Below are 14,914 nucleotides of genomic sequence, written 5' to 3'. Positions count from 1 at the left end.
GGTGTTACAGGTTGAGATTTTGCGAAAGCCGAGGATGGGCGCCGTCGCCAAAACCTAGCGCTTGCGACGCTTGGTTGCGGCAATGCCGGCCGCGGCTACGGTTGCGCCGGCGATGCCCAGAGCGGCGACCGTCATCGCGGTGGTGTCTCCCGTGTTGACGAGCACCGCAGCATCGGACTTCTTACCGTTCTTGCCCTTACCCTTGGACTTGTCCGTCGTCACCGTGGTCGTCGTCGAAGTCGAACCACCCGCAGGAGCCCCGGTACCGCCAGAGCCATCCGCACCGCCACCCTGCTCGCCGCCGCCAGGCGTCGGCTTGGGTTCCGGCTTGGGTTCCGGCTTGGGCCCGGGCTCCGGCTCGGGATCGGGCGTCGCCTCATCGGTCACCGTAATCGTAATGTTCAAGCGCTCCGAATACTCGCTATACGACATGCCGGGACGCTGCGCCGCAATACGCACGTACATATTGCTGTCGAGCACAATGGGCTCGGTATACCGCACGCGCCCCTCATCACGGCAGGGGCAGGTGTCGTTGGCGGTGTACCAAATCGTCGTGCCATCCTCGGCCGAAAGCTCCAGCTTCGTGCCCTTGGGCACCGTAATATAGTTCTCCTTGGGCGACCATGCACCAAACGTCGTCGCACCAATCGTCGCCACCGGTCGCGCCGGTCGCACTGCCTCGGCAGACACGCGAACGTCGACCTGCTTGGACAGCGCCGTGCCGTCCACCGCCGCCGTCAGCGTCGTCAAACCGGGCAGAACACCATGCAGCGCAAACGTCGCCGCGCCGTCCTCGCCCGTCACGGCCTGGGTGGCATCGACAGAGCAGATAGCCGAGGACTCCAGCCCAACACTAACCTTTGCGCCCGCAAACGGCTTGCCCGCCTTATCGGTCACGTTCGCCACCAGCTCAAAGTCACTGCCCTCAAGCATGGTCACGGCCTGCTCCACGTTGAGCTTGAGCTTGTCGGCACGAACGCCCACGACAAGTTCGCCACTTGCCCAGCGCGCCATGGCCGTGCCGGCGTAGTTGCGAGCGCCATCGAGTTCAAACTCGACCGTCGAGCCCGCCTCACGCGCATCGGCATAGTGAATGCGCAGCACGCGCGACAACGGCTTGCCCTTGGGATCGTCCTGCTTGTCGAGCCACGTATACGTCACGTCGCCCAAGCCCTGCTCACACAATGCGGCCAGGGCATCGTCACTCGCATCCATATACTGTGCAAACTCAACCTCGACGCAATCGGTATAGGCATGGGCCGAAACCACCTCGGGCGCCGCCGTCGACACCAAGCCAATATTCACCTCAGTCTGAATCGGCGGCACGCGAAGCCAGGCCGAACGCGCCTCCTCATACCCGTCCTTGGTCACACGCACCTGATACCATCCGGTCGGCGTATTCCAGTTGTACGCACCGTCCGCACCCGTTGCAAGCGGATTGTCCTGCTCATACTCCTCGGCGTCCCAACGCGTGGCATTGGTGCCGGCGGCATCGTCGGCGCTCCACAGCTCAACCGTTGCACCCTCGACCGTATTGGACAGCAGGCCCTCGTACACCACGCCCGCAGGGTCGGGTGCAGCCTTGGCAGCCACGTTGCGATAACGCGCCTCGAAGATCGACTGCATCTTCTCGTCCGAGATCAAGCCGTCCTTGTTGGCCTTGTAGACCTCGGCATCGGTCAGCTCGCCCCAGTTGACCGTAATACGATTCTGGCATGCGCGCTCCACCTGCTCGCAGGCAACATCGTAGGCGCATTCGGCATTGGTCAGCTTAATCGCGCGCTCCGAACCTACGCTGGTCGAAGCCGCGTCATAGGCAGCGCCCACCACGGTACCCGCCGAACCGGCCGTCAGCACGCCGGCGATTGTCATAATGGAGCCCACCGCCACATCGGTGCTATCGTGGCAGAGCTGGCGATACAGCAGATCCTCAAACGCACGCGCCTTCTCCATGGCGTCACGCAGCGCGTAAATGCACTTCCAGTCGTCCTCGGTCTTCTCGGGCTTGGCAAGCAAGCGCGTATGCTGAAGCTCATAGCCCTCGCGCTCGCCCTTCACCTTCTGCATACGGACGTTCACGTTCTCCCAGTTCTTGCTGGCATCGTTCACGCCGTAAATGCCGGTAAAGATGCCGATGCCCTGGGTCGCCGCGGGAAACGCCTGGCCGGCCGCCTTCCACGCATCGGTCTTAAAGACCTGGCCGAACATCTCACACTCGATCTTGTAGCTTTTGAGCGAACGGATCGTGCGGATGAGCTTCATGTGGGCGCTGACGTCACCGTTGCGCTTCCAAGCCATAAGCCAACCGCGAATCGTAGAGTTATTGAGGCTGTGGACTACGTTCCAGTTATCGTACAGATTGTCCAAAATGTCGCATTGCATGGCGATTGAGTTAAACAGCAGCGCCTGGTTCTTGTTGTTATTGGAGTTCTCGATAAACTCCGACTCGATATAGGCCGTCTGCTCGCCATCGGGCGCCGCGACCTTAAAGCCCTTGACGGTATCGTCGTCAGCCGCCTTGTAGCTCAGCGAGCTGCCGAGCGCCTGGCCCAAATCGTTAAACCCGCTCGTCGACTGGCCGTTGTACTCGCTGGCCTTAATGCCCGCACACTTGTTGAGCGCCGCAGCGGTTGCGTCATTCCAGCTTCCGTATTGGTTGAGCTGGCCGATACCCATCGACTGGCCCACCAGATCCTCGGCCTGCTGGGCAATAAACTCCGCTCGCGACGCATGGTCGACGAGTTCCTTGATGGCCGCCGCATCCGCAGCGTTCGCGCCCTGGGCCGACGCAAGTTCCTGATACCAATCCTCGCCGGTGCCGTACGCGTCCTCAAAGATCATCTTGTCCACGTTGACGCCATAGCTGTCGCCTTGCTTGGTCAGCAGCGCCGACGAGCCGCCAACCGCAGCCTTAAGCTCGGCGGCAAACTGCGCCGCCTCATTGTCCGTCTCACCCTCGCCACTACCAGCGGCAGGAGCACGGCGAACCTTACGCGCGTTGCCGCCCTCGTCCTTGCCGTCCTTGTCCTCCTCGGCAAACGCATCGGCGACCATCTGGTCAATCGCGTCGTTAAAGGCCTCGTCGACATCATTAAACGAGCTATCCATCATATACTCGTGCCACTGCTGCACGGCATTCGAGAACTCCTGCTGGCGCTCCTCGGCCGCGGCGGAATGCTTTTTGGCCGAAGCGTTGGCATCAAAACTCAGCATGGTCATAAGCTGAGCATTGGAGATGCGGTAGGTCTGCGGCATAAAGATTTGCTCAAAGTTACCGCAGTTCACATAGGTCGAGTCATTCGCCTTGTTAAACTCGTCGAGCAGCTTAAGGTAGCCCTCGTCCACATACTCCGCCACATAGCGCACACGGGTGCCCTCGCGCGACTTTTGAGCCAGAGGAATCGTCACCGTCTTGCCATCCACGCAGTCCACGTACAGGTCGAGCGTGTCGGCGGCCTCTTCGTTTCCCACCTCGAGCGTGATGTCAAAGGTCCAGTAGGCGTTCTTCTTTTGTGGCAGATGATGGAAGGTCCACAGGCTCTTGCCGGTGTCCTTGCCGTCCTTGACCAAGTTTTGCGTACCGCCACGATACGTCACATCAAAGTTCCAGACCGAAGCGCTCGGAACATAGCGCACATAGTTGCGAGCCGTCACCTCTGCGGCAGCAGCGGCGACGTCGGTCGACCCCACGCGCGCCTCGAGCGTCACGCGCTCGGCGGCAAGCGTATCCTGCGGCAGGTCGTATTCAATCTTGGCACGGCCGAGTTTATTGGTCTTGCCAGTGTACTTTGCGGCCGAGGCGCCCGCGCCCACGGTAAGCTGCACGCTTTTGCCGGGCGCCGCATAAACGTAGGCCACATTGCCCAGCAGGCTGTGGACGTCGGTGCTGTCGACCTCGATGCGCGACCCGCTAACCTCGAGCGTGGTGCTTCCCAGCGGCAATGTCACCTCGCCCAGCGTAATAAGCGGCGAGATGGCATAGATACCCGCGGCCTTAGGCTTAAAGCGCACAAACACATCGGCGCCCATGCCCTTCTTCATATCGAGAACGAGGTTGTCGCCCTCCCACGTCGCGTCAGTCCACCATGTACGGGAGCTATCACCGGGATCGCGAGAGCCTGCGGACACATCCTCGACGGCATCCTTGGCCAGCGGAATCTCAATCTTGGCAGCCTGGCTGTCCTTGAGCTCGTAATGAATGCGCAGCTCGGTCTCCACGCCAACGACCGCGGACGAATCAGCAATAACCGAGCCCGCCGTCAGCCCGCGCTCGGCACGATAGGCCTCCACGTCAAACGTCGGCACGTCGAGCGTCACGTCGAGCTGTTTGCCGTCCTCAATCTTCACCTGCTTTTGCGCGATATGCTTACCCACGGTCAGCCCTAGCCGGCTAAACGTGGAATAGCTCGTCGCTTGAATGTCGTAGCTCGTCTTGTTAAAGGCGACGATGGTGTACGAACCGGCCTTAAGGCGCGGCGTCTCGGCCTTCATGATAGGCGTGGTGCCATCGTCTTCGTAACCCATCAGATAGGTGACGCCGTCGGCGACTAACTTGCCGTCGGACGTACGAAACACCAGCACGCGGTTGGCTCCCTGGTAGTCGCCCTTGGTCGTGACCGTCGCCGTACCCCAAGGCTTCAAGTCGATATCGACCTTGCCGGCCGAAGGCTTCACCGTCGCCGTCGCCCCACCCAGCTTGAGGCTGTCTTTGGGCACGAGCGTTATCTCCAGATCCTGGTCCGCGTCGGCAATGGCCTGCGACACCACGAGCGCTGTACCCTGGATACGGTAGTCGTTTTCCTTGTCGCCCTTGGCAGGTTTGAGCGTCTTGCCGCCGCTCTTCACCGTCAGATCGATGTTATCGAGACTATCGAGCTCAATGCGTTCGGTCTTATCCTGGCCTGCGACCGGTTCGAGATAGGCCACATTGAGTTCAATCGCGCGCGAAGTCGGAATCTTGGTAAAGTCCTCCGCCTTAATCTCTCCGATATTCCACGTGCCCGTCATCTGGTCGCCCGGGCGCGCCAGCACCATGTCATAGTAACCGCTGAGCGAAATGCGCAGGGTGACTGCTGTCTTGGAGAGAGCGTCCGCTGTAAAGCTGCCGTCATCGCCAACCGCCAGCGGCGTGGACTGCCCCGCCTGCACGAGTGTAGCCGTCGCGCTCTGGGGAAGTTTGCCCGTCACCTGGGCCGCCTCGCCCATCCACTCAAAGGTATAGGCGGGACGCGAAGGGTCGGCCGAGTCCATCTGATCGCCGACGGCATCCGCAACCTTCTTAATCATCGAGGGGTTGCCCGCCGAGTCCGTCGCATAGGCATAGATGGTCTGGCCCTCGCTAAAAGGCATCGAGTAATCGACGCCATCGATCGTCACGTTGTTGACGTACAGGCCCCCCTCTTCGAGCTTGATGTCGGGATTCATGACGCGCAGGGTCACCGCGCTGTGGTTGGTGGTTGAGCTGCCGGCGGCGCTGGTAATGCGCGTATTGTCAAACGGCTCCAGATCAATCGACTGCACGCTCTTGGGCACAACGATTTCCTTACCAGCCAGTGCGGGATCGAGGTAAGTAAACGCGTGCGCTCCGATATATTTGACGCCGTCGCCAATCGTCACCGACGACACATGCTCACACCCGTTAAAGGCATAGGGCCCAATCCGCTCCACCGTGCCCGGCACGGCGATCTGGGTAAAGGTGAGCACTGTTGTGTCCGAGACATAGAACTGTGGCACGCCGCAATAGGCGAATGCAAGATAGGCGATAGTTTTGACCGAAGGCGGCAGCGTTGCCACCACATTGTCGTCAAGTTGTTCGCAGTCCTTAAAGGCCTGCTCGGGAATCGTGGTAAAGGCCGCGTTGTTGGGCCAGGTTACCGTTTGGAGCGTCTTGCTTTTGTAGAATGCATAGCTCTTGAGCTCCTCGACCGAATCGGGCAGTGCGATCTCTTTGATGCTGCTGCCGCCCAAGCCGCCAACCGAGCGGACATGCGAATTCGAAGCGAAGGTGATCGATGTGAGCGCAGCGCTTCCCATACCCGTAAGGCTTACGACATTTTTGTCGTCGATGGTCGAGGGCACCTCCAACGTGGTAATGCCCGCGTCGCCATACTCGATAGAAATTTCGTTGGTGAGGCTATCGATCGAGAAGTAGTACTGCGCAGGGGTCTGCTCGCCGGCCACGTAGCCATCGTCGTATTCGTCCTTTACGCCCATGGCGCCCTTCGAGGTTGCCCAGAGTTCAAGTTCTTCGTTCCAGGTCGCCTCGGTGCCGGAAGCCTCCTCTTGCTTTTGCTGCTCGGCGAGCTCCTTGCCCTCGACAAGATCGGTGGCAAGCGTACCCGCAGGTGTGCTCTCGGTCTGTCCGGCGCCCGTCAGGCCCGCCGCCGATGCAATCTCGGAGGCCGGGGGCGTAGGGGTGTCACCGGTATCGGGCGCTGTGGGGCCGGCAGCGCCGGCATCGGGCGCGTGATCGGCGGCATCGGGCGCGGCGTCGGCGGGGTCGGCGGCGTCTACTTGGTCGACATCCGTCTGCACAAAGGTGCTATCGGTGGTGAGCACCTCAGCAAACGCGCCCACAGGCAACGAGCCCGTCACCATGGTGAGGGTCACCGCGGCAATGGTCAGGCGGCGGCAAAGCGCTCGAACAGTAGTCCACCTCATGGTCGTTCCTTTCCTGCAAACCAAAAGTCATCCAGCGTAATCGTTGTCCAAAAACAAAGCGAACGGTAGGTTCATATATACGAACCTACCGTTCTACCTGCGCAAACCGCCACAAAGGGGACAGGCACCTTTGTGGCGGTTCTGGACTTGGCCGGCCAGTTAGTCTCAATCTGTAACAGCTAGAGGCCAAATTCCTCGCTACGTGTTACAGATCGAGACGTTAGGTTGGCAGCCGAGCAGTTCATCTCAATCTGTAACATCTAGAGCCGTTTTGGGCAGTTTGGTGTTACAGATTGAGATTTTGCTGAGGCCGAGAACGAGAGCCGTCACCCAGCTCTAACGCTTGCGGCACTTGGTCGCGGCGAGGCCGGCGGCGGCTACGGTTGCGCCGGCGATGCCTAGGGCGGCGACCGTCATCGCGGTGGTATCCCCCGTGGTAGCCAGGACAGCATCGCCCTTCTTGGCATGCGTGGTTTTCTCAACCGTCTTGGTCGTGGCGGTTGTCGTGGCCGGCTTGGCCGCGGGCTTGGTCTCGGGCTTCACCTCGGGCTCGGTCTCAGGCTTCACCCCAGGCTGCGGCGTTGGCTTGGGATCCGGCGTAGGCTGCGGATCGGGAGTCGGCGTGGCCTCGGGCGTAAAGGTCAAATCGGTGTTGAGCCACAGGGTGTAGATCCAACCGCTGTCCTCATCGGATACGCTATCCGCGACCTGGTAGCCGCACTCCTGGCCGTTGATCACCAGCTTGGTGTCGGACGTGAAGTAGAAGCCGCGCGCGGACTTGAGGTAGATACCGTAGCGATAGGTCACGCCGGGCTTAAAGACGTCGATGTGATTCGTGATGTTCTGATCCCAGAACTTCTGAGAGTTCACTTCGCTGCCATCGCTGCCCGTCCAGAACTCACACTGAGGAAGGGAGTTGGAACCCGTCGGAACATTCGCCGTAAAGATCGGCTTATCGCCTGCCTTGAAGGTGGTCGTGGCGCCGTTGATCTCGACAACGTCGATGGCCCGCCATTCGTCGATCGGCTGCTCGCACAGCATATTGTCGGCGTTTGGTGCGAAGACGCCGTCGACGGTCTTGATGTGGTGCGCCCAATGGCCGTTGACGTACATCATGCAGTCATTGCCCACGGTATTGTCGCCCTTGAGCCTCAGCTCAACGGAGTACATGTAGAACTTGCCCTCCTCGAAGTGGTCAATCTTCTTCATGCCCGGCGTGTACTTTGCGGGGTCGGAATACCAGAAGGCAACGGGCTTGAGCTCCGCAGGGTCGCTGCCATCCATCTCTTCCCAGCACTCATAGGCGATCTCATACTTATCGGCATCGGCGGCAGGAATCGTCGCGGTCGCACGCGGCGCCTCGCCGGGCGCGTAGTCGATTTTCACATCGTTGACGTTTAGATTCTCAAGAGCTTCGTTTTCCGACGAAGCAGGCGTCGTAACTGTTTTAATAGCAGGGACATACAGGAATTCTCCGCTTAGACTCGACTTTACGGTTTCCCCGTTTACGGTAACAACGGTTTCATCGCTGAAGGAATATCCGTCTTTTGGCTTCAGCATAAGAGAATACACGTACTCTTTCCCGCTTTTAAACTTTGTAATAGTCGGCAGGGAACCATGTGAGCCGTTATCGGAATACCAGGCAGCAACGGGTTCGTTGTTTTCAAATTCCTGCCAGCATTCATAAGCGATTTCGTATTTATCTGCATCGTAGTTAGGGACACCTGCCGTCGCCTGCGGACCAGTATCCAGCTGCCAATTGAAGTTCGTATTCTGAACATTGGCAAAGGAGATGGATTCCGATTCTGATTCCGCTGCCGGGATAACAAGGCACGCCCTCTCGTAGACATGGGTGCGGGTGTAGTAGTCATCCCGGATCTCGTTAATAGTGGGTTTCCCGGTCGCCTCGGTGTCTCCTTTAAAGGCGTCGTCCGGATCACCGATGATGATATTCCCGGGCTCTGTACCCGTATACGTAAGCTTGGATCCATCATAGGTGGTCGTCATCTTGGACTTATTCTCCTTGTACTCCGTAAAGTACTTCTGCTCCTCCTTCTGTCTCTGAATCTTGCTGATATCCAGGGTAAGCGTTGTTTTATTGCTCGCACTGTCATACGCCGCATGGACGATCAAGTCCCCCAGGCCGATAAAAGTCAAAGCGCTACCATCGAGAGCAGACTGGTCTCCATCTACAAGGGCAATCCCCTTCACATACTCAATCGTTTCTTCTTTCTTGATGTCGGTGTAATTGTTCCGCACCGTAATATTGACCCTAACGCCGCTGCCGCCAACAACATCGGTCACACCGCAGGGCATGATGGCGTCATTCGCCGGCGTGGCGGCGTTGTCGCTGGGAGTATTTTGTTCAGCGGGTGCCGCATCGTTGGATTCATCGGTGGCGCCAGTCGGGACCGTCTGCTGAGGCTCAGCGGTGGCTTGCGCCGTCAGAGCAGCATCGGTTGCAGGCGCGGTCGCCGGAGCCGCCGTATCCTCCACAACCGTCGGCGTCACCGGAGCCGCGGCAACCTCATCCGTCCCAGCGGCCGGATCGGCGCATTCCGTCGCCAGCGCCACGCTCGGCAGCAGCAACTGACCGACCATAAGCGCACACGCGCCGGCGCAAGCGATTTTGGCACCCACACAACGCCAGGTACCGTGAACCAGCGAGCAGGTACGCTCGCGTTGGGTTTGCTTATCAAAGTGACTTCCGCACATAACGCCCTCCTTGGTCGTAGGGACACCACCACAAAGGTGCCTGTCCCCTTTGCGGTGATTCTGTACCACCAAGATGTGTCAAATGACTCCGTATGCCTAGGTTCGTAGATGTGAACCCAGGCCTCTACCTGCGGTTTAAGTCAATATGATTTCGCCATCGCCACACTCGTCCCGGGAACGCTACAATCGAGGACACGATTATTCGTCCACCCAAAGGACCGTCCTTGAACCTGAGCAGGCCTAAAATCAACGCGCTTCTGGCACTCGCGCTCTTCACCTTCGCCTTCCTTGCCGCCGAGTTTCGCTTCGACGTCAATGTCGGGCTACTCGCCGGCGCCGAACGTGTTGTGCTCGCACAGGGCTTTATTCTAGGTGCGAGCGTGCTCGGCTTTATCGGATATGCGCCGCTGCTCGGGCTCGCACAGCGCAAAGGCCGGCCTCGGGCAGTTGTCAGCACCGCCGTCCCCATCGCCATCTTGGGGTTGACTCAGATTCAGTCCCCCACGAGCCCGCTTGCGCTCGAGATTCTGGGATGCCTCGCATTCCTTGGACTCGGCCTACTGGGCGGCGCGGCACACCATGCCTTCGCAACGACATTCCAAGACGATCCCAAGCTCGCCACCGGTGCGGGAGCAGCCTATGCCGCGGGCATCCTGATGCAGTTCGCCATCAACCTGCTCAATTGCGGCGGCATCGCAGAGCTCATCGTCCTTGGCACAGCGACGATCGCCATCTCCGCCCTCAGCGTCGTTCCCCAAAAGGCTGCTGAGAGCTCCAGCCCCGCCATCAATCCCCTTGTTGAGCCATCGCACGCCCTTGCCAAGCAGGCGTGTTGGAGCATCGCGCTCGTCATGATTCTGGCCTGTCTGTTCTCTACTCTCGATAACGTGGTCACGTTCTCCAACGCCCACGGCACCATCGCCGTGCAGACCTGGCCGCGCCTCTTTTTGGCAGCGAGCGGTCTTGCCGCCGGTCTTATCTTTGATCTTGCCGAGCGTCGCTACATGGGACTCGTCATGTTCGGCGTCACGGTACTCTCCACTATTTCGATCTTAGCCGTCGAAGCAGGAGCCGATCCCAACCTGGGCCTCATTGTCTTTTACCTGAGCTCGGGCTTTTTCGTCACGTTCTTTACTGCCACGTTTACTCAGCTGGCACCGCGCATGCACGCGCCCGCCTTCTGGGCCGGCATGGGACGCGCCGCCAATAACGTGTGCGCGTTCACCACGTCGGGCGTCTCGCTTGCGCTTGTGACCTCGGGCAATGTTGCTCTCATCATGATCGGTGCGCTCGTTTTGCTCGTCGCCGCCTGCGCGGCATTTGTGGCAGCCGGCTTGTTCCGCCTACCCCAAACCGAGCAGGAGCGCGAACATCAACAGCTTGCCGAGGAGGCGCTGGCAGCACCGAGTATCGAGGAGCAGCGTCAGGTCTTCATCACCGATCACGCTCTCATCCCGCGCGAAGTTGACGTGCTGGTGGCTGTGACCCAAGATGAGCGCCCGCTCAAACAGGTCGCCGAGGAGCTTGGTATCTCGATGCGCATGGTGCAGCGCCACCTGAGTTCCATTTATCAAAAGACCGGCACGCAGACGCGCGCCGGTCTCACCAAGGCCTTCCCCTCCGCCTAAAACAAACCACCACAAAGGTGCCTTTGTGGTGGTTTTGATTGGCTAGGCTTCGAGCTGGGCGACTTTGTAGCGGTAGGCAGCGGCGATAACGTCTTTGCAGCCTTCGCGCCCCAGCTTGGCGCGGTTGACGACGATATCCTTACCGCTCGTCATCTTCCACTTGCCGGCGCTGTAGCGCTTATAGAACGCCTCGCGCGCCTTCTGCTGCTGTTTGACCAGCTTGGCGCCCTTCTTTTTGTTAAGGCCACGCTTCTTGCGCACAATCTCGACGCGGTCCTCAAAGGGAGCGGTCACCAACACGGCAATGTGGTTGGGGTTGTTGCGAAGCAGGTAATCGGACAGGCGGCCTTCGATAATGCAGCTCTCGGTCTCACCCAAGTCCAAAATCACCTGGCTCATCTTTTGGAACAGCTTGTCCGAGTACGAACGCGCGTCGTAGCGGTCGGGCAGGAACGCCATGTTCTCCACGGCCAGACGCTCGTCGTAGGCGGCCATCTTGTCGAGCGACTCGCCCGCGCGCAGCGACGCACGTACCAGCAGCTCGTTATCGTACAGCGGAATCCCCAACTCGTCGGCAAGCATGCGACCAATCTCGTGGCCCTCGGCGCCAAAGTCGCGCGCGATGGTAATGACCACAGGATTCTTCTTATTCTCCAGATCGCTCATCGCGATTCCTTTCTCTATGTGACAAAGGGACAGTCCCTTTGTCACATTCTACGCTGCCACCATTCGCCTCTGATATGCGCGAACCAGCAGCGAGATACCAAAGTTGAGCACAAAGTACATCGCAAACACCAGGCCGTAGAGCATAAGCACCTGCGACAGGTCGATCGCGTGGGCCATCACGACATTTGCCGTATACATGAGCTCGGCCACGTTAATACCCGAAAGATACGAGCTGTCCTTGATGACGGTCGTGCACTGGCTAAACAGCGCCGGAATGATCGTCTTAAACGTCTGCGGCAGAATGATGTAGCGCATGGTGGCAAAGAAGCCAAAACCCTGGCTCTGCGCCGCCTCAAACTGGCCGCGCGGAATCGAGTTGAGGCCGCCGCGCACAATCTCGGCCATCACGGCGCTGGTAAACAGCGTAAAGGCGATGGTCGAAATCACAATGTCCAAACCCTGCACAGTAAAGTAGATAAACAGGATCCACAGCAGGTTCGGTGTGCAGCGGAACAGCTCGATATAGGCGCTCACCAGAATACGGAACGGGCGGGGCGCATAGCTTTTAACGAGCGCCAGCACCGTGCCAAAGATGAGCGAGAAAAAGATCGACAGCGCCGAGATCTCGATTGTCTTAACAAAGCCGCCCCAAATGTAGAGCAGGTTGGTCGCGTTGAAGATTTCCATGCGCTAGGCCTCCTCTACGTTGTCGAGCCCCAGCTCGGCTAGGCTCACGCCGCGCGGACGCTCCTTGGAGCGGCGCTCGAGCCACTGCACAAGCATGGCGAGCGGAAAGCAGATGATGAAGTACATAAGGCAGCAGACGATGTATCCCTGCAGGTAACCGTACAGACTCACAAAGTTGTCGGAACGGTACATAAGGTCGCCGCCGGCCACAAGCGCCAGCACCGACGTGTTCTTGACCAGGTTGAGCGCCTGGTTACACAGCGGCGGCAGAATGATCTTGAACGTCTGGGGCAGTACGATGTACCAGTATGCCTGCGCACGGGTGAAGCCCTGGCTCTGGGCCGCCTCCATCTGACCGCGCGGAACGGCCTCGATACCGGTGCGGATGACCTCCGAGATGTAGGCCGCGTGATACAGGCCCACACCCAAGAAGCCCAGCACGAACGGCGCGATGCGCACCGGCTGGTCGGCGCCGGTTATAGCCTGCAAAAACTGCGGGCCAGCCATATACATAAAGAGCACCTGCACGGGTAGCGGGGTATTCTGGTAAAACTCAACGTACACGCGGCTGATGGCGCGCAGTACACGCGAACGGGTGGTCGAGAACACGCCCAGCAGCGTGCCCAGCACCAGCGACAGCAGCAGACCAGCAACGACCACCTGCAGCGTCACGCCAAAGCCCTCCCAGAAGGGCCCCATGTTTTGAAATGTCGTCGACCAGCGGTCGGCGTCAAACAATCCTTCGAGCATTTGATTCCTTCCTTGGACGATGCGCCTACACAAGACCCCAGGTCTTGACCTCTTGATCGAGCCAGCCGTCGGCCAAGCGATCGCAGACCACCTGATTGACCACGGCCGAGAGGTCGCAGCCCTTCTTGGTCGCCACGCCGTAGCCCTGCTCGCCAAACTTGACCTCGGGCTGCAGTAGCTCGACAGTCTCGTTCATGTAGCCGGCCAGCGTGGAGCGGTCCATGGCAAAGACGTCGATATTGCCGGCGTCGAGCGAACTCTTGATGATGGGGTAGCCGCTAAAGGCCCTAAATTCGGGCTCGCAGGTAAAGCCGTTATCCTTGATCATCTGCTCGATCAGGCCCTGCGTGGTGGCACCCTGACTCACGCCGATGACCTTGCCGTCCAGGTCCTCAATCGAGGTAAAGCCCGAACGTTTCTTGACCATGAGGCCCACGTAGTCGGTGCGATACGGCGTCGAGAAATCCCAGCTCTTCTTGCGCTCGTCGGTGATGGTGTAGGTCGCCGCGACCACATCGAGTTGGCCGTTGTCGATCAGCGGGCCGCGCGTCTTGGGCGTTACGTCGGTAAACTCGACCAGCTCCTGGGCGCGGGCCTCCTTGTAGCTCACGCCAAAGACGGCAGCGGCGATCTGGTAGCACAGATCGACCTCCATGCCCTCAAAGCGACCCTTGGCGGTGTCGTAATAGCCGTAGCCGGGAACATCCTTCTTAACGCCGGCGTTCAGGTGGCCACGCGACTTGATGGTCGCAAGCTTGGACCCCTTGTCGGAGGCCTCGCCGCTGGCAGAGTTGCCGCAACCGGTGAGCGCGGTCCCCGTCAGCGCGAGCATGCCGGCGCCAGCCAGCTGCAAAAAGTGACGGCGCGATACAGCCGCCCTCGTCATATCCGTCATGTCCATCACCGCGCCTAGTGCAGAATCTTGGACAGGAACTCGCGGCAGCGCGGGTTCTCGGGGTTATCGAAGAAGTGCTCGGGCGTGCCCTCCTCCAGAATGCGGCCGTCCTCCATAAAGATGACGCGGTCGGCCACCTGGCGCGCAAAGCCCATCTCATGCGTCACGCAGATCATGGTGATGTCCTCCTGCGCAAGCTCAATCATAACGTCCAGAACCTCCTGGACCATCTCGGGGTCGAGCGCCGAGGTCGGCTCGTCAAACAGGATGATGGGCTGCTTAGTGCACAGGGCACGGGCGATAGCGATGCGCTGCTGCTGACCGCCCGAGAGGTTCTGCGGATACTCGCCGGCCTTATGAGCCATGCCAACGCGCTTGAGCGCGGCGATGGCGATCTCGGTCGCCTCCTCCTTGCTCTTCTTTTGCAGCTTGATGGGCGCGAGCGTCAGATTGCCCAGCACCGTCATGTTGGGATACAGGTTGAACTGCTGAAACACCATGGAGCTATACTTGCGAGCCATCTCCAGGTGATTCTTCTTGGTAAGCGGCGTGCCGTCGATGATGACCTCGCCCGACGTGGGCTCCTCAAGATAATCGACGCAGCGGATGAGCGTCGACTTACCCGAACCAGAGGGCCCGATCATTACGAGCTTCTCGCCGCGCTTGACGGTGAGGTTGATATCTTTGAGCACATGCAGGTCGCCAAAGTACTTGTTGAGATGCTTGATCTCGATCATGTCTGCCATGAATGTCCCTTCCCTGCGTTTACACGAGTTGAACTATTGTACGGAAAGAACCACGTTTCCGCAGCCCACACTACATCCCCGTAAAGAACCCGCAACCTTCCGCCCACTCATTGGGCACAGACTTAAATGAGTACCCCCCGTGGGTACTCATTTAAGTCTGTCCCCAA

Annotated in this window: 8 protein-coding genes; 1 reads left to right on the top strand and 7 read right to left on the bottom strand. The window is 59.4% G+C overall.

All coding sequences use genetic code 11. The features are described 5' to 3' along the window. Window positions 1–54: 54 nt before the first annotated feature. Together DW180_RS02605 and DW180_RS02600 are read right to left on the bottom strand one after the other, a co-directional pair. On the bottom strand, window positions 55–6,660 hold the full coding sequence (locus tag DW180_RS02605) for a leucine-rich repeat protein (protein ID WP_118237282.1): 6,606 nt from the start codon (window positions 6,658–6,660) through the stop codon (window positions 55–57). Window positions 6,661–6,996: 336 nt separating this feature from the next. Next, on the bottom strand, window positions 6,997–9,375 hold the full coding sequence (locus DW180_RS02600) for a hypothetical protein (protein WP_117759331.1): 2,379 nt from the start codon (window positions 9,373–9,375) through the stop codon (window positions 6,997–6,999). A gap of 224 nt (window positions 9,376–9,599) precedes the next feature. Here DW180_RS02600 and DW180_RS02595 point away from each other — a divergent pair, with 224 nt between their 5' ends. Beyond that, the gene (locus DW180_RS02595; protein WP_117759547.1) at window positions 9,600–11,003 is read left to right on the top strand and encodes a LuxR C-terminal-related transcriptional regulator; all 1,404 of its coding nucleotides are present in this window, start codon (window positions 9,600–9,602) and stop codon (window positions 11,001–11,003) included. 42 nt (window positions 11,004–11,045) lie between these two features. Here the strand turns inward: DW180_RS02595 and DW180_RS02590 are convergent, their stop codons facing one another. The 5 genes from DW180_RS02590 to DW180_RS02570 are packed head-to-tail and all read right to left on the bottom strand — an operon-like array spanning window position 11,046 to window position 14,747. Further along, window positions 11,046–11,669 (bottom strand): AAA family ATPase, encoded by a 624-nt coding sequence (locus DW180_RS02590; protein WP_117759545.1) that lies wholly within the window; start codon window positions 11,667–11,669, stop codon window positions 11,046–11,048. A gap of 48 nt (window positions 11,670–11,717) precedes the next feature. Beyond that, window positions 11,718–12,356 carry an amino acid ABC transporter permease gene (locus tag DW180_RS02585; protein ID WP_006235796.1) on the bottom strand — a complete coding sequence of 213 codons (639 nt, stop codon included), beginning with the start codon at window positions 12,354–12,356 and terminating at the stop codon, window positions 11,718–11,720. A 3-nt stretch (window positions 12,357–12,359) separates the two neighbouring features. After that, window positions 12,360–13,106 carry an amino acid ABC transporter permease gene (locus DW180_RS02580; RefSeq protein WP_035136546.1) on the bottom strand — a complete coding sequence of 249 codons (747 nt, stop codon included), beginning with the start codon at window positions 13,104–13,106 and terminating at the stop codon, window positions 12,360–12,362. A 25-nt stretch (window positions 13,107–13,131) separates the two neighbouring features. Continuing rightward, window positions 13,132–14,007 carry a transporter substrate-binding domain-containing protein gene (locus DW180_RS02575; protein WP_117759543.1) on the bottom strand — a complete coding sequence of 292 codons (876 nt, stop codon included), beginning with the start codon at window positions 14,005–14,007 and terminating at the stop codon, window positions 13,132–13,134. Window positions 14,008–14,015: 8 nt separating this feature from the next. Beyond that, a complete protein-coding gene (locus tag DW180_RS02570; RefSeq protein WP_055251548.1) occupies window positions 14,016–14,747 on the bottom strand; it encodes an amino acid ABC transporter ATP-binding protein in 732 nt (243 codons plus the stop codon). Window positions 14,748–14,914 lie beyond the last annotated feature (167 nt).

The organism is Collinsella sp. AM16-21 (assembly GCF_003471905.1).
Taxonomy (GTDB): Bacteria; Actinomycetota; Coriobacteriia; order Coriobacteriales; family Coriobacteriaceae; genus Collinsella.
This window is presented reverse-complemented; position numbering and strand designations above follow the sequence as displayed.